The following is a 15,264-nucleotide window of genomic DNA, read 5'->3' on the forward strand; positions in this document are numbered from 1 at the left end:
GTGTATAAAAGGCAGACCCGTGCCCGTCGAGCGCCTGGAAGCCGACGGGTCAGAACATGTAGGTCGAGTTGATGATCGCTCCCTTGCGGGCGTAGTGGATCAACGCGTCCTGCACGTCGAGCGGGTGCGTGGGGATGACACCCTCGATCAGGTCCTCCTCGCGGGCGCCGTGCAGCGAGAGGCCGAAGCGGCAGCAGTAGACCTTGCCGCCCTCCTGGATGAACGTCCCCAGCGAGTTGTTGATGTTGTGCTCGCCGGGGAACGCCGAGTTGCCCGTGGTCGGGAACCCGCGGGTGGCGAGGCAGTTCAGCGAGCCCGGACCGTAGAAGTAGATCGCCGACTCGAAGCCCTTCCGCAGCGCCCGCGTGGCCTGCAGGATCGCCACGAAGCTCACGGACGACTCGTGCGCGATGCCGTGCACGAGGGTGAAGTAGGTCTCGCCGTTCTCGGCCTGGTAGTCGGGGAAGACCTTGGTGCCCCCGTAGATCGTCGAGCCCTCGGGCAGCGCCGGGTGCTGGATCTCCTCGAGGCTCTGCTTCTCGAGATCGGTCAGATCGGCCATCAGTTGCTCCTTCTGGTGGGTGGTCCGACGGGGTGTGCAGCGGCCCCGGCTAGGCGACGGTGCGTGGGGCGATCCAGTCCTCGTCGTCGGCGGGCGAGGTCTGGTACGGGGTGCCGGCCAGCCAGTGCAGGCCGGTGTGCACGGTGCGGTGCTGGTGGGCGACCACCTGCCGCGCGAGGTGCTCGGCATCGGCGCCGACGCCGGCGAAGCGGCCCGAGCCCCAGGTGTGCAGCCACGGCAGCCCGAGGAAGTACAGGCCGGGGCAGCTCGTGACGCCGCGCAGGTGCGTGGGGTAGCCGCGGCCGTCGAAGATCGGCAGCTCGATCCACCGGTGGTCGCGTCCGAACCCCGTGCTCCACACCACGCCGGTGACGCCGGCCGCGGCGAGGTCCAGCGTGGCCGGCTCCTCGGCCGGTTCCCAGACCGGGACGTAGCGGGGCTCGGTGGGGGCGTCGATCCCCCGGGTGGCGATGAAGGCGTCGATCGAGTCCTTGATGCCCTCCGACACCGCGTCGGCGCCGTCGAGGTTCTTGCGGAGGTCGGGAGCGAACCGCAGGAGGCCGCCGTCGATGTCCGAGAGCCGCCCGTAGAGGTGCATGCCGTCGCGGGCGAAGGCCCGCAGGTCGATGTCACGGCCGCCGTCGCGACCGGTGACGTAGTGGTTGACCCGGAACCGCACCGCGTCGGCGTCCTCGAAATCGGTGACGGCCTTGCTGTAGTAGCCCATGTCGGACAGCCACGCGACCACGTCACGGCCGCGGTAGTAGCGCGCCACCCGGGGGGCACTGCCGGTGGCGAGGTGCACGCTGCGCCCGGCGAGGTGCAGATCCTCGGCGATCTGGCAGCCGGACTGGCCGGTGCCCACCACCAGCACGTCGCCCGGCGGCAGCTGGGCGGGGTTGCGGTACTCCGACGAGTGGAGCTGGACGATGCCGGCGGGCAGCCGCTCGGCCATCCGCGGCCGCATCGGCACCTGGTACGGGCCGGCCGCCAGCACCACCTGGTCGGCGGTGAGCGTGCCCGCCGTGGTGCGGACCTCGAAGCCACCCTCCGGCCGGGCGCGCAGCCGCGTGGCCTCGACGCCCTCCACCACGGGCGCGTCGAACGACGCGGCGTAGGCCTCCAGGTAGGCGACGATCTCGTCACGGACCATGAAGCCGTCGGCGTCGTCACCCGCGTACGGATGCCCCGGGAGATCGCACTGCCAGTTGGGCGTGACCAGGCAGAACGTGTCCCACCGGCGCTTTCGCCACTCGCCGCCCACCCGGTCGCGTTCCAGCACGACGTGCCCGATCGACCGCTGGGTCAGCCACCAGCTCATCGCGAGGCCGGCCTGCCCGCCGCCGATCACGACGACGGGGTGGTGGCCCCCGTCGTGGACGCTCCGCGTCGTCTCGATCACACCGACGATTACATCGAGCGCTCGTCACCGGTGCGTTTCCCCCGGAACACGCCGACGTTATGGCGTGTTGCGTGATTCTTTCCGAACGCTCACACCCTCGGCGTCGGCTCCGCCGCGCCCGCCGAGCAGGGAGTGCTTGCGGCCGTACAACGCGTAGACGGCGAACCCGATCAGCATCCAGACGACGAACCGCAGCCACGTCTCGACCGTCAGGTTGAGCATCAGCCAGAGGCACGCGAGCACGGACAGCACCGGCACCAGCGGCACCAGCGGGGTGCGGAACCCGCGGTGCAGGTCCGGCCGCGTGCGGCGCAGGATCACGACGCCCACCGACACCAGCACGAACGCGAACAGCGTGCCGATGTTGACCATTTCCTCCAGCGCGCCGATCGGGAAGAACGCGGCGCCGAGACCCACCAGGACCCCGACGAGGAGCGTGGCCCGGGCCGGCGTGCCCCGCTCGCTGCTCGTGCGGGCGAGGCCCTGGGGCAGCAGCCCGTCGCGCGACATCGCGAAGAGCACCCTGATCTGCCCCAGCATGAGCACCATGACCACGGTGGTGAGCCCGGCGAGCGCGCCGACGGCGATCACGGTGGCGGCCCAGGTGACGCCCAGCGACTCGAACGCCGTGGCCAGGGTGGCCCGCGTGCCGTCGGGCTGGGTCTGCAGTTCGGTGTAGCGGACCATCCCGGTGAGTACCAGCGCCACAGCCACGTACAGGATGGTGACGATGGCGAGGGAGCCGAAGATGCCCCGGGGCAGCGCCTTCTGCGGGTTCTTGGTCTCCTCCGCGGTGGTGGCCACGACGTCGAACCCGATGAAGGCGAAGAACACCAGCGAGGCGGCCGCGAGGAGGCCGAACACGCCGTAGGTGCTGCTGGCCCCGCCTCCGAAGAACGAGAGCAGCGACTGCTGCAGACCACTGGCGGTGTCCCCGCCCTCGGCGGCAGGCGGGATGAACGGGCTGTAGTTCTCGGCCTTGACGTAGCCGACGCCCACGACGATCACCAGCAGCACGATCACCACCTTGATCGTGGTGAAGACGAGGCTGACCCGGCTCGACAGCTTGGTGCCGAGGGCGAGCAGCACCGTGAGGACCGCGACGAGCAGCAGGGCTCCCCAGTCGAGCGTGACCGGTCCGATGTCGAACGTGGTCGGCACCTCGGCGCCGAACACCAGCCCCAGGACCGTGGCCAGGTACTCCGACCAGGCCTTGGCCACCACCGCGGAGCCGACGGCGAACTCCAGTACCAGGTCCCAGCCGATGATCCAGGCGATGAACTCGCCGAAGGTGGCGTAGGAGAAGGTGTACGCGCTGCCGGCCACCGGGACGGTGGAGGCGAACTCCGCGTAGCACAGCGCGGCGAGCCCGCACGCGATGGCAGCGAGCACGAACGCCAGCGACACCGACGGCCCGGCGACGTTGCCCGCGGTGCTGGCCGCCAGCGTGAAGATGCCGGCCCCCACCACCACGGCCACGCCGAACACGATCAGATCCCAGGTGCCGAGGTCCTTGCGGAGCCTCGTGTCGGGCGCGTCCGTGTCGGCGATGGACTGCTCCACCGACTTGGTGCGCCAGATCCCGCTCTGCCTGTCCCGGACGGCCATGCCGGGCAAACTAACTCCCGGTACCGATCTCGGCCACCGGGAGCAAGCAGCGCCCCCGCGCGGCTGCACCACGCAAGCCCGGCCGACCACTCGGGCGACGCCATCCGGTGTCGACCGCACCCGGACCGACCCATCCATACCGGTGCTCGTCACACGATCGGCCACCAGTCGCCACGAAGCGGACACCCGCGTGCGGGAGAACCGCACCGTGATCGTTCCCGCTTCCGAGCCGAGCACGACCCCGATACCCGTCGACGGAACGAGCCAGGTCAGCAGCTCCCGCCGGGTCGCGGCCGGCGGGGCGGTCGCGCTGCTGTGCCTGGCCGCCGTGCTGCTGGAGGCCACCGCCGACCTGCTGCCCGACGACCCGGTGGTGGGGGTGCTGACCCCCGTCCGGCTCGTGCTCGGCATCGGGCTGGTCGGCGCCGCGGTGGGCGGCGTCGGACTCCGACGGTGGCGCACGCCGCTGGATCCGGCGATCGCCGCGCTCCTGCTCGCTGCCGCCGCGGCCACGGTGGTGGCCGGGCAACCGTGGGCGGCGTGGCGGGGGGTGCTCACCGCTGCTGCCACCTACTACCTGGTGGTCGGGGTGCGCCGGGCGATGCCGGGCTCGGAATCGGCATTCGGGCTGCTCGCACTAGTCGCCGTCGCCGTCGCCGGCAGTGTCGCGGCCCGGCAGGCGGCGGCAGGCACCTCCACCGGGTTCTGCCGGGGTGCGTTGGACGGCTCGGCGGACGTCTGCGGTCCGGACGCCGTGATCCGCGCGGTCGGCACCTTCTCCAACCCGAACCTGCTCGCGGCGTTCCTCGTCCTGCTCCTGCCGGTGGCCGCGGCGGGCGCGGCCCGGCTCGCCGACCACGCATCACGGCTCCTCGCGGCGGGGATCGTGGTTGTCGGCTACGCGGCCGTGCTGCTGACGGCGTCGCGTGGCGGCGTCCTTGCCGCCGTTGCCGGGGTCGTCGTCTTCGTGGTGGTCCGCAGGTCCGTGAGCAACGGGGACGGGGCACGGCGCAGGCGCACCGGCACGGGTGTCGCACTGCTGCTCGGGGTGGTCTGCTCCGCGGTGGCCGCCGGGGCCGCGCTGCTCCTGCTCGCTCCTGACGGGCTCGTCGGCGTGCGGGCCGAGGTGTGGACGGCCGCCGTACGGCTGACGGCGGAGCATCCGCTGGGCGTCGGTCCGGGGAGGGCCGGGGCGCTGCTCGACGCGGCGATCCCGGGTGACGAGGCGTTCCAGCACGCCCACGACCTGTGGTTGAACTGGGCGGTGGAGACCGGCGTGCCCGGGCTCGTCGCGGTGCTGGCCCTCACGGTGGGCACGGCGATCGGCATCGTCCGGGCCACACGGGCGGGATCGGCCATGGCGGCCGCCGCCGGAGCCGGGCTGGCCGGGTTCGCGGTGATGAGCGTAGCCGACCACCCGGGCAACGCCATCCGCGTGTCGATCGCGCTCTGGGCGGTGCTGGCGCTCGTCGCGGCAGAGGTGCCGGTGAGAACGCGGCGCCGGTGGCGGCCGAGTCAGCCCGCGACGCGGGTGCGGTCGAGGTCGGGCTCGAGGTAGATCACCCTGGCGTCGGGCACCGCGGCCCGGACCCGGCCCTCGGCCTCGTTGATGCCGCGGGCGACGTCCTCGACGGACAGGCCGGGCGGGAGCGCGATCTTCGCGGCCACGAGCAGCTCCTCGGGACCGAGGTACTGGGTCTTGATGTGGATGACCCGCTCGACGTCGCCCTCCTGCAGCGCGTCGACGATCTTCGCGAGCACGGGCGGCGTGGCGCCCTCACCGACGAGCAGGCTCTTCATCTCGATGATCAGGATGATGGCGATGATGCCGAGCAGCACCCCGATGCAGATGGTGCCGAGCGCGTCGAACACGGAGTTGCCGGTGAGCACGGTGAGCCCGACGCCGAACAGTGCGAGGACCAGGCCGACGAGAGCGCCGAGGTCCTCCAGCAGCACGACGGGAAGCTCGGGCACCTTCGACTGGCGGATGAACTGCCACCACGTTCCCGAGCCCTTGAGGGGGCGTGACTCGTGGATGGCCGTGCGGAACGAGAACGACTCCAGGACGATCGCGACGACCAGGATCACCACGGCGACCAGCGGCGACGTCAGCGCCTCGTGCGACTCCAGCTTGTGGATGCCCTCGTAGAGCGCGAACACCGACCCGAGCGTGAAGAGCAGCAGCGCCACCACGAAGGAGTAGAAGTACCGGTCCCGGCCGTACCCGAACGGATGCTCCGGGGTGGCCGCGCGCCGCGCGGTGCGGCCACCGAGCAGTAGCAGGCCCTGGTTGGACGTGTCGGCCACCGAGTGCACCGCCTCGGCCAGCATGGACGACGACCCCGTGATCGCGAAGCCGACGAACTTGGCGATCGCGATGCCGGCATTGGCCAGCAGGGCCGCCACGATCGCCCGGGTTCCACCACTCGCTGCCACTGCACTCTCCTCGACCTGCGGCCCTGATCTGCGGGCGAACCCTAGCGGCCCGGGCCCGGGCTGTCCGATCAGCCCAGGCCGTCGCCGGCCAGGAACAGCTGGGTGTCCTCGGCCATGGGGATCACCGAGACCCCGGTCTCGGCCGCTGCCATCCACAAGGAGCCGCCCCGGGAGATCTCCAGCTCCTCGCCCGGCGCGCGCACGCAGGCCGAACCCGACGTGCACAGCAGGATCCGGGGGCCGCCGTCGGGCACCTTGACGGGACCGGTGGGGCCGCCCGCCCAGCGGCGCAGCAGGAACTCCTTGGCGGGGGTGTCGTAGCGGATCCACCCGCCGTCGGGGCTGCCCGTGAGCACCGGCGGGGGGCCCGCGGTGAAGTCGAGCACCCGCAGCAGCTCGGGCACGTCGACGTGCTTGGGGGTGAGCCCGCCGCGCAGCACGTTGTCGGAGTTGGCCATCAGCTCGATGCCGGCCCCGGACAGATAGGCGTGCAGGTTGCCGGCGGGCAGGTAGAGCGCCTCGCCCGGCTGGAGCGTGACGCGGTTGAGCAGCAGCGCCGCCAGCACACCCGCGTCACCGGGGTAGCGCTCCGACAGCTCGAGGACGGTGCGCGCCTCGACGTGGAACTCCCCGCCGCTGCCCGCCAACCGGACGCAGCCCTCCTGCAACGCGGGCACGAGCGTGTCCAGCATCGACTGCGGGAGGGTGATCCACGTCGTGAAGAGGGCACGCAGGCCGTCGTGGTCGGGCTGGGCGGCGAGCAGCTCGGCGTGGCCGGCGAGCTCCGGGACCTCGAGCTCGCGCAGCAGCCGGACCGTGACCGCAGGCTCGCGGAACCCCACCAGCGCGTGGAAGTCGGTGAGGGCGCAGATCAGCTCGGGCTTGTGGTTGGGGTCGCGATAGTTGCGGTCGGCGGCGTCGGGCGAGAGGCCTGCGGCCTCCTCGCGGGCGAAACCGGTGCGCGCCTGCTCGATGCTGGGATGGGCCTGCAGGGACAGCGGCTCGTCGGCGGCCAGCACCTTGAGCAGAAAGGGCAGGGTCGAGTCCCAGTGACCGCGGCGGTCCACCCCGAGCAGCCGCTCCGGGTCGGAGCGCAGGGCGTCGAGCAGCGATGTGTGCGAGCCGTCCGCATGCACCAGACGCGACGGGTCGCCCGGGTGCGCACCGAACCACAGCTCGGCCTGGGGGTGCGGCGAGGGCACCTCGTGGCCGAGCAGATCGGCGATCACCGTGCGAGAGCCCCACGCGTAGGCCCGCACCGGGTTGTCCAGCAGCTCCACGGTCTCGTCAGCTCTCCTCACGCCTGGCACCCCGGTACCCCGGCTCGATCGTGCGGGTGGCCAGCCCCAGGTACACCGCGGCCACGTCGAAACGCGACGCGAGCAGCCCCGCCCGCAGCACGCCCGCGTGCGCGACACCCCGGGCCACCTCGTCCACCGGGTGCACCACGTCGGCGGACGGCCACTGCCGACCGGCGAGCCGGAGCGTGACCTGGGCGGGGTCATCCTCCCCGGTGGCGAGCAGCACGAGGCGCACGGGGGGCGCCTCGGTGGTGCCGTCGGGGTCGTCGAACGGGTCGTGGAACACATCGGCCCCGGTCGCCGCCCGGTCCAGCGACCGGACCAGCCCGGACGCGGTCGCGGCGCGCCCGACGTTGTCGGCGTGGGCCACCACACCGGCGTGCGTGGCCAGTGCCGCGGCGGCGTGGGCGGCGACCGCGGTGCCGAGCGGGTCGGTGCCCCACAACAGCGGTGTGTGCTCGGCCAGGCGCAGCGCGAGGGACTTCGCCGGGTTCATGAACGGCTCGTGGCCGGGCTGGTTGCGCTCCGCCTCGGCATCGAGCTGGTCGGCCAGCGGATCGAGCGCGGGATGCAGTGGAGTGGTGAAGAGTTCGAGCGCTCCCGCCACGACGAGCCCGACGGCCAGCGCCCGTGGCAGGTCGAGACCCGGCGGCACCGGGATCCGCTGTTCCACCAGCCGCACCCGGCCGGCCCCGGCCGAGGCGACCGGACCGTCCGCGGGAGCCGACAGCACGACCTCGGCACCCCGGCGCACCGCGAACGCCACCCCGTCGGCGAGGTCCGCGTCGTCGGCGTCGGCGGTGTGGGCGATCACGACGTCGAGCGGTCCGACCCAGCCCGGCACGGTGTCGGCGACCACGACCGGCACGGGGCACGTCGGTCCGAGCGCCGCGGTGAGCAGGCCCGCTGCCGCGCCGGAGGTACCCGGCCTGCGCAGGAGCACCAGCGCGCGCGGCCGCGAGCCGGCGAGATCAGAGATACGGGCGTCGGCGGCCCCCTGGGCCGCTGACCGCACCTGGGCGCCCGCCGTGGCGGCACCGCGGAGCACGCCACTCGTGTCGAGGGCGGTCAGCGCCCGCGGATCGGCGAGCAGGATGTCGTCGAGCACGGTCACCCGCCGACCGCACCGGAGGTCGGGGGGTCGGCGGGCTGGATGGCCTCGTCGAGCAGCAGCACCGGGACACCGTCCACCACGGGGAAGGCGCGGCCGCACTCCGTGCAGGTGAGCACGTCGGCCGCCGGGTCGGTGGCGGTGCCTGCCCGCAGCGGGGCGTGGTCGTCGGAGGGGCAGGCCAGGATGTCCATCAGCTGGGGGTCGAGCTCTACGGCCACGGTCTACCTCTTTCTGTGCGTAACGGCTCCGCGAGGCGGATCCGTACCCCGCGATGCTGCCAGGGCGAAGCGCTCGGCGCCGGGTCCATCCGGACACGGTTTGCGTGCCCGAGGAGCCGTTCGCTAAGCGCGGATGACCGCGAGAACCTCGTCACGCAGCACGGCGACCGCGGCTGCGTCGGCGGCCTCGACGTTGAGCCGGAGCAACGGCTCCGTGTTCGACGCGCGCAGGTTGAACCACGACCCGTCGGGCAGCCGCACGGTGAGCCCGTCGAGCTCGTCGAGCTCGACCCCGTCGCGGCTCCCGTAGCGCTGCTTGATCGCGGCGATCCGGCCGGCCTGGTCGGCAACGGTCGAGTTGACCTCACCCGACGCGGCGTAGCGCTCGTAGCCGGACATGAGCTGCGAGATCGGCCCCTCCTGCTCGGCCAGCGCGGCCAGCACGTGCAGCGCGGCGAGCATCCCGGAGTCGGCGTTCCAGAACTCGCGGAAGTAGTAGTGCGCCGAGTGCTCCCCGCCGAACACGGCGCCGGTCTCGGCCATCGTCTGCTTGATGAACGAGTGCCCCACCCGGGTGCGGACCGGCCTGCCCCCGTGCTCGGTGACGATCTCCGGCACCGCCTGCGACGTGATCAGGTTGTGGATGACGGCGGAGCCGGGCGCCTTCGCCAGCTCACGGACGGCCACCAGCGCGGTGATGGCGCTCGGGCTGACGGGGCCGCCGAGCTCGTCGACGACGAAGCAGCGGTCGGCGTCGCCGTCGAAGGCGAGCCCGATGTCGGCGCCCTCCTCCACCACGCGCTTCTGCAGGTCGACGAGGTTGGCGGGGTCGAGCGGGTTGGCCTCGTGGTTGGGGAACGTGCCGTCGAGCTCGAAGTACATCGGCACGACGTCCACCGGAAGCTGCCCCAGCACGGGCGGCACCGTGTATCCGCCCATGCCGTTGCCCGCGTCCACCACGACCCGCAGCCGCCGCCCGGCGGGCAGGTCGACGAGCCCGCGGAGGTACTCGGCGTAGCCGGTGAGCAGGTCGCGCTCGGTGACGGTGCCGCCGCCGGGACCGGCAGGCACCCCCGCCTCGACGGCCTCGCGGATCTCCGTCAGGCCCGTGTCCTGCCCGATGGGGACCGCGCCCGCCCGGCACAGCTTGATCCCGTTGTACTTCGCCGGGTTGTGGCTCGCGGTGAACATCGCTCCCGGCAGGCCGAGCGTGCCGGAGGCGAAGTAGAGCATGTCGGTGCTGGCCAGACCGATCGAGACGACGTCGAGGCCCTGCCCCGTGACACCGTCGGCGAACGCGGCCGCGAGCTCGGGAGAGCTGCTACGCATGTCGTGCCCGACGACCACGGCGCTCGCGCCGTCGGAACGCACGAGTGACGCCATGGCGGCGCCGATGTCCCGGACGGTCGGGGCGTCGAGCTGGTCACCGACGACACCACGGATGTCGTAGGCCTTCACGATCGCCGACAGGTCTGCCACGGGTAAAGACCCTAGCGGGCGCCCGAACCCGCAGACGGTCGGCCGCGCCGCTCAGTCCTCTGCAGGACCCGGAAGCACCCGAAGGTGCCCTCGACGGCCGGTACCGGTGGTGGGCACGGCATCGACCGGCCGGTCGACCCGGCCTGCCTCCCGCACGGCCTCGGCCAGCGCGGTGAGGTCGTCGTTGCTGTGCGGCGGCGGGGCGAACTCGCCCTCGAACCGCACCACCTCCCAGCCGCGCGGCGCCGTGAGGCGGTGCGCGTGCTTGGTGCACAGGTCATAGGAATGCGGTTCGGCCTGCGTGGCCAACGGGCCTACGACCGCCGTGGAATCGGCGTAGACGTAGGTGAGAGTGGCCACCGCGAGCTCGGTGCACCCGGTCCGCGAACACCGCCGCACACTCAGCACGTCACTGACGATAGCGCTTGGACCGCCTGTCATCCCACCGCGACGCGCGGGCATCGAGCAGTGGGCCCGCGTAGCCGTAGGATCGCCCGGGTGACCACCGCGCGCCGCATCCTGCGCCGCTCGCCCCGCCGGCGGGACCGACGAGGCCGGGGCCTGCGCGGGCTGATGTATCCGGCCACCACGCCTGCCTCCCGAACCCGCGCGGAGAAGTTCGACGCGATGGTGCTGGAGGCGCTCGAGCCGATCGAGCTGCGCTGGGGCACCGAGCTCGCCGAGCTCGACCTCGCCGTCGACGAGGTGCCGGAGGTCGACGAGACGTCGCCGGACGAGGTGGTGTGGGGCCAGGGCGTGCTGGCCGACATCGGGGTGCCGCTCGCCCAGCTGGTGCCGGCGGGCGTCGACCCGGAAGGGCTGCCGTCGCGGGCGCGGATCGTGCTCTACCGCCGTCCCCTCGAGGCGCGTGCGCGTGGTGGCGCCGACCTCGCCGACCTGCTGCACGAGGTGCTCGTGGAGCAGGTGGCGGAGTACCTCAACATCGAGCCCGACGCCGTCGACGGCGGCGCCTGAGGCGAGGGGCGGACACCGCCCCTGTCCGCCGGAGCGGTGGCGGTCACCGGGCCCGGCAGGTGAGGACCCGATGCTCGCCCGCACAGCTGTCTCCCCGGCGCTGCTGATCGGGGGGCTGCGGGCGAGACCGGGGACCGGGTGGCCAGGTCGGTTCGGGCGTCAGGTCGGGGGCTAGGAGACGGCGCGGCGCAGTCTGCGCCGTTCCCGCTCCGACAGGCCGCCCCAGATCCCGAACCGCTCGTCGTGGGCGAGTGCGTAGTCCAGGCACTCGGCCCGCACCTCGCAGCCCGAGCAGATGCGCTTCGCCTCTCGCGTGGAGCCGCCCTTCTCCGGGAAGAACGCTTCAGGATCGGTCTGCGCGCAGAGCGCGCGCTCCTGCCAGTCCTGCTCCTCGGCATCATCCTCACCGAGCGAAACGATCCCCTCTCCGAACGGATCGAGAGCCGGAAACGGCACACCCGCCGTCGTCTCGACCAGCTCCATCGTGGCTGTGATCACGTTCACTCGCCCACCTCCCCGCACCCCGGCGAATGGCTGCCCGCGGGGATCCATCGGTACCCCACCCCTGAATAACAGCTATGTAAGTACAGCGCTGTCAGTCGGGCCTTGGCAAGCCGAAGCTGCCGTCCGGGTGATGCACTCCACCCGGTCGGTCGCGCGATCAGCACAATGGTCAGGTGCGCCACGTATCGAAGAGGGTCAGTCCGTGGTTCCTGATACTTCTGGCCGTGGCGATCGGCGGTGGCGTACTCACGGTGCTCGGCACGCCGGAGATGGTGTTCGCCGGCACATCCGTGCTGCTCACGGCCGGTGTCGTGCTCCTGGTTCTGGGGGGCTGGGCGGTGTCGCTGTGCCTCCACGAGTTCGGTCACGCGGCCGTCGCGTACCGCGGCGGCGACCTGTCGGTGCGAGACAAGGGGTATCTCACCCTCGACATCCGTCGCTACACCGATGTCGGACTGTCGTTCGTCCTCCCAATCGTGTTCCTCCTGCTGGGTGGTATTCCGCTACCTGGTGGCGCTGTGTGGATCAACCATGCGGCGATCAGGTCACGCGGCATGCGGAGCTTGGTCTCACTTGCCGGTCCCGGGATCAATTTCGTGATCGGAGCGTTACTTACGGCAGCCGTGGCGCTCGTGCCGATGCCGTACGGGCTCGCCGTCGGGCTGTCGTGCCTCGCGCTGATCCAGGTGCTCGCATTCGTCCTGAACATCCTGCCGGTGCCGGGTCTCGACGGGTTCGGGGTACTCGAGCCGTACCTCTCCCTGCCCGCGCGCCGGCTGGCGGCACAGGTGCGCCCGTGGGCCCCGATCGTCCTGTTCCTGTTGATCATCGGGGTGCCCGGCGTGGCCCAGCTGTTCTTCCAGGCGGGCGGCGCGGTCTACTCCGCGGTCGGCGGCGACTTCGGCCTCGCGGCCGAGGGGTACGACCAGCTGCTCTTCTGGCGCTGACCTGCCAGGCCCGCCCTCATTGCAGCAAAGCCACGTTCATGCCGTCAGATTGCGTGAACGTGGCTTTGCTGCAATCCGGGGGCCTGCGCGGCGCGGACCATCGTGGCCGCCGTGTCGGAGTCCTCGGGCAGCGCGTCGAGGGGCCACCAGCGCAGGTCGAGGGACTCGTCGCTGATCCGGGGCACCGCGCCGGCCGGTGCATGCACCAGGAACCGGACGTCGAGGTGGCGCGTCGGCACGCCGCTGGAGCAGGTGATCGGGTGCACGCCGATGTGCAACGGCTGCGGGGCGATCGTCAGCCCGTCGATGCCGGACTCCTCGGTCGCCTCGCGCAGCGCGGCGTCCCGCAGCGAGACGTCGGCGTCCTCGCAGTGACCACCGAGTTGCAGCCACCGTCCGACGCGCGGGTGCAGGGTGAGCAGCGTCTGCTCGCCGTCGGCGTCGAGGACCAGCGCCGAGGCCGTCAGGTGCCCCGGCTCGCACGACCGCGAGCACGCATCGTCGGGCCGGGCCGCGAGGAACGCGAGCAGGGCGTGCTGCAGCGCCTGCTGCTCCTCGCCCACCGGCTGCCAGGCCGCCAGCTCGGCCGCCGCGGTGGCCGGGGCTACCACTCGACGAGCCCGGTGCCCGGATCCCGCGGCGGCCGTGGGACCAGCGGCTGGGCCGGCATCCCGACGGCGACGGCGCCGAGCGGCTGCCAGTCGGGCGGCAGGCCGAGCGCCGCGCGCACCACGTCGGGGGCGAAGATCGTGGACCCGACCCAGCAGGACGCCAGCCCCTCGGCGGCCAGTGCCACCAGCAACGACTGCACCGCCGCGCCTCCCGCCACCGTGAACATCGTGCGTTCACCGAGGCGACGGGCCTCGTCGGGATAGGTGTGCATGCCGTCGCCGGTGCGGAAGGCCAGCACGAGCTCGGGTGCGCGGCGCAGCAGGTCACCGCGGCGCATCCGGCGCTCGACCTCGTCGGCCGGGCGGCCGTCGGCCTCCAGGTGCTCGCGCCACCGGGCCGCCATCCCGTCGAGCACGGCGGCCCGGCGCTCGGTGGTGCGCACCCAGGCGAAGCGGATCGGCGTGCTGTGGTGCGGAGCGGGCGCGGTGAGCGCCACGCCGACGGCCCGGCGCAACGCGGCGCCGTCGACCGGCTCGGCGGAGAAGTCACGGGTGCTGCGGCGCAGCAGCACCGCCTCCCGCCTGCCCTTCGCGATGGCTTCGTCGGTGCCCAGCCAGAACATGTCCTCGTCGAGCGGGCGCACGAGCTCACGAGCGGTGGAGCCGTCGTCGACGGGGCGCATCCCGCGCACCACGGCCACCGGCAGCCCGCCCAGCTTGCCCTTCACGAGGTCGGCGGCGGACGCCAGCTCGTCGGCGATCGCGACCTCGGTGACCAGCAGCTCGTTGCCCTCGGCGTCCTCGGCGCCCGCGTACCGGTGCAGCACCTCGAGGCCGGCCGAACCGATCGCGACATCGGTCTGCCCGACCCGCCACGACCGGCCCATCGTGTCGGTCACCACCACGGCGACCTCCACACCGAGCAGCCGTCCCAGCTCCGCACGCAGCCGCGCCGCGCTGGCGTCGGGGTCGGCCGGCAGCAGCGCCAGCTCGTCGCGCCGCACGTTGGAGCCGTCGATACCCGCGGCGGCCTGCACGATGCCGAGCTTGCCCGCGACGATCAGCGTGCGCCCGCGCCGCGCGAGAACGCGCTCCGTCTCGGCGTCCACCAGCTCACGACGCAGCGCGTCGCGCGCCTCGGGGTCGGTGGGCGCGGGCACGAGGCGGCCCTCGACCTTGGAGAAGATCTTCGACGTCACCACGACGACGTCGCCATCGACGATCCACGGAGCGGCGGCGGCGAGCGCGCCGGCCAGGTCGTCGCCCGGCCGGAACTCCGGCAGCCCGCGAACGGGCAGGACGGTGATCGCGTCGGGGGCGGCGTGGTCGGTGACCGGCTGCTGGTCAGGCAACTGCGGCACCGGCCAGCTCCAGGGCGCGGCGCGCCATCTCGGCCGTGGCGTCGACGTCGGTCATCAGCAGCGGAACCGACCGCACCTCGACGCCGGGCACCTCCGCGGTGTCGCCGGTGTGCACGAGCCAGCCGTCGAGCAGGCCGCCATCGGCGCGGGCCCCGAGGTGACGGCCGACGGCCTCCGCCGTGGTCTCCACCCCGATCGCGCTGAGGCACGCGTCGGCCATGCCCCGCAACGGCCTGCCTCCGACGATCGGCGACAGCCCGACGACCTTGGCGCGCGTGCCGCGCAGGGCGTCGCGCATCCCGGGGATCTCCAGCAGCGTCCCGATGCTCACCACCGGGTTGGACGGCGCGACGAGCACCGCGTCGGCCCCCGCGATCGCCTCCCGGACCGCGGGCAGCACGGTCGCCTGCTCGGCGCCGACCGAGGCGAAGCTGTGCGCGACCGGCTCGGCCTTGTGCCGCACCCACCACTCCTGGAAGTGGATCGCCTTGCGCGCCTTCGGGCCCGTCTCCGGGTCGTCGACCACGACGTGGGTCTCCACGCGGTCGTCGGTGGCGGGCAGGAGCGTGACGCCGGGCTGCCAACGGTGGGACAGCGCCGCCATGACGTCCGAGAGCGGGTAGCCGGCCCGGAGCATGCGGGTGCGGACGAGGTGGGTGGCGATGTCGCGGTCACCGAGGCCGAACCACGTGGGGTCGGCCTCGTAGGCGGCGAGCTCGTCGCGCACCGCCCACGTCTCCCCCGCC

The 15,264-nt window shown here is 72.7% G+C and carries 16 protein-coding genes; 3 read left to right on the forward strand and 13 right to left on the reverse strand.

The window, feature by feature from the left end; genetic code table 11:
• Nucleotides 1-49: 49 nt before the first annotated feature.
• The 3 genes from HF577_RS31885 to HF577_RS31895 are packed head-to-tail and all read right to left on the reverse strand — an operon-like array spanning nucleotide 50 to nucleotide 3,572.
• Nucleotides 50-562: an MSMEG_0572/Sll0783 family nitrogen starvation response protein gene (locus tag HF577_RS31885; RefSeq protein ID WP_169399708.1), complete on the reverse strand. Its 513-nt coding sequence runs from the start codon at nucleotides 560-562 to the stop codon at nucleotides 50-52.
• Nucleotides 563-611: 49 nt separating this feature from the next.
• A complete protein-coding gene (locus tag HF577_RS31890; protein WP_312859513.1) occupies nucleotides 612-1,964 on the reverse strand; it encodes an MSMEG_0569 family flavin-dependent oxidoreductase in 1,353 nt (450 codons plus the stop codon).
• A gap of 57 nt (nucleotides 1,965-2,021) precedes the next feature.
• Entirely contained in the window at nucleotides 2,022-3,572 is a 1,551-nt protein-coding gene (locus HF577_RS31895; RefSeq protein WP_169399709.1) for an amino acid permease, read from the reverse strand.
• 208 nt (nucleotides 3,573-3,780) lie between these two features.
• Between HF577_RS31895 and HF577_RS31900 the strand changes: the two genes are divergently transcribed.
• On the forward strand, nucleotides 3,781-5,130 hold the full coding sequence (locus HF577_RS31900; protein ID WP_169399710.1) for an O-antigen ligase family protein: 1,350 nt from the start codon (nucleotides 3,781-3,783) through the stop codon (nucleotides 5,128-5,130).
• Here the strand turns inward: HF577_RS31900 and HF577_RS31905 are convergent.
• The 6 genes from HF577_RS31905 to HF577_RS31930 all read right to left on the reverse strand — a co-directional run bounded on the left by HF577_RS31905 (nucleotide 5,088) and on the right by HF577_RS31930 (nucleotide 10,519).
• Nucleotides 5,088-6,008, reverse strand: a complete 921-nt coding sequence (locus tag HF577_RS31905) for a cation diffusion facilitator family transporter (protein WP_169399711.1) — start codon at nucleotides 6,006-6,008, stop codon at nucleotides 5,088-5,090. The two genes, HF577_RS31900 and HF577_RS31905, sit on opposite strands and share 43 nt — an antisense overlap.
• Nucleotides 6,009-6,076: 68 nt before the next feature.
• Nucleotides 6,077-7,288: a mannose-6-phosphate isomerase, class I gene (gene manA, locus HF577_RS31910; RefSeq protein ID WP_169399720.1), complete on the reverse strand. Its 1,212-nt coding sequence runs from the start codon at nucleotides 7,286-7,288 to the stop codon at nucleotides 6,077-6,079.
• A gap of 7 nt (nucleotides 7,289-7,295) precedes the next feature.
• Nucleotides 7,296-8,423 (reverse strand): SIS domain-containing protein, encoded by a 1,128-nt coding sequence (locus HF577_RS31915; protein ID WP_312859514.1) that lies wholly within the window; start codon nucleotides 8,421-8,423, stop codon nucleotides 7,296-7,298.
• Nucleotides 8,420-8,641, reverse strand: coding sequence for a Trm112 family protein (locus HF577_RS31920; protein WP_169399712.1), 222 nt, complete (start codon nucleotides 8,639-8,641; stop codon nucleotides 8,420-8,422). Before HF577_RS31920 ends, HF577_RS31915 begins: the two co-directional genes overlap by 4 nt.
• Before the next feature lie 123 nt (nucleotides 8,642-8,764).
• Nucleotides 8,765-10,120 carry a phosphomannomutase/phosphoglucomutase gene (locus tag HF577_RS31925; protein WP_169399713.1) on the reverse strand — a complete coding sequence of 452 codons (1,356 nt, stop codon included), beginning with the start codon at nucleotides 10,118-10,120 and terminating at the stop codon, nucleotides 8,765-8,767.
• A gap of 51 nt (nucleotides 10,121-10,171) precedes the next feature.
• Nucleotides 10,172-10,519, reverse strand: coding sequence for a DUF3499 domain-containing protein (locus HF577_RS31930; RefSeq protein ID WP_169399722.1), 348 nt, complete (start codon nucleotides 10,517-10,519; stop codon nucleotides 10,172-10,174).
• A gap of 99 nt (nucleotides 10,520-10,618) precedes the next feature.
• On the opposite strand from HF577_RS31930, the gene HF577_RS31935 reads away from it, so the two are divergent.
• Complete coding sequence (locus HF577_RS31935) at nucleotides 10,619-11,095, forward strand: metallopeptidase family protein (RefSeq protein ID WP_169399714.1); 477 nt, start codon at nucleotides 10,619-10,621, stop codon at nucleotides 11,093-11,095.
• 171 nt (nucleotides 11,096-11,266) lie between these two features.
• On the opposite strand, the gene HF577_RS31940 is transcribed toward HF577_RS31935, so the two are convergent.
• Nucleotides 11,267-11,578: a WhiB family transcriptional regulator gene (locus HF577_RS31940; protein WP_246267691.1), complete on the reverse strand. Its 312-nt coding sequence runs from the start codon at nucleotides 11,576-11,578 to the stop codon at nucleotides 11,267-11,269.
• 245 nt (nucleotides 11,579-11,823) lie between these two features.
• On the opposite strand from HF577_RS31940, the gene HF577_RS31945 reads away from it, so the two are divergent.
• Nucleotides 11,824-12,546: a site-2 protease family protein gene (locus tag HF577_RS31945; RefSeq protein ID WP_312859517.1), complete on the forward strand. Its 723-nt coding sequence runs from the start codon at nucleotides 11,824-11,826 to the stop codon at nucleotides 12,544-12,546.
• Between the two features lie 44 nt (nucleotides 12,547-12,590).
• On the opposite strand, the gene HF577_RS31950 is transcribed toward HF577_RS31945, so the two are convergent.
• From HF577_RS31950 to cofD, 3 genes are all read right to left on the reverse strand, one after another.
• On the reverse strand, nucleotides 12,591-13,157 hold the full coding sequence (locus HF577_RS31950) for an NUDIX hydrolase (RefSeq protein ID WP_169399716.1): 567 nt from the start codon (nucleotides 13,155-13,157) through the stop codon (nucleotides 12,591-12,593).
• A complete protein-coding gene (locus HF577_RS31955) occupies nucleotides 13,151-14,518 on the reverse strand; it encodes a coenzyme F420-0:L-glutamate ligase (protein WP_169399717.1) in 1,368 nt (455 codons plus the stop codon). Before HF577_RS31955 ends, HF577_RS31950 begins: the two co-directional genes overlap by 7 nt.
• Nucleotides 14,502-15,264 (reverse strand): 2-phospho-L-lactate transferase (gene cofD / locus HF577_RS31960; RefSeq protein WP_169399718.1); only part of this gene is annotated, 763 nt, incomplete at its 5' end. The genes HF577_RS31955 and cofD, both read right to left, overlap by 17 nt.

Origin of the sequence: Pseudonocardia xinjiangensis, assembly GCF_012911925.1 — a bacterium.
Classification (GTDB): Bacteria; Actinomycetota; Actinomycetes; order Mycobacteriales; family Pseudonocardiaceae; genus Pseudonocardia; species Pseudonocardia xinjiangensis.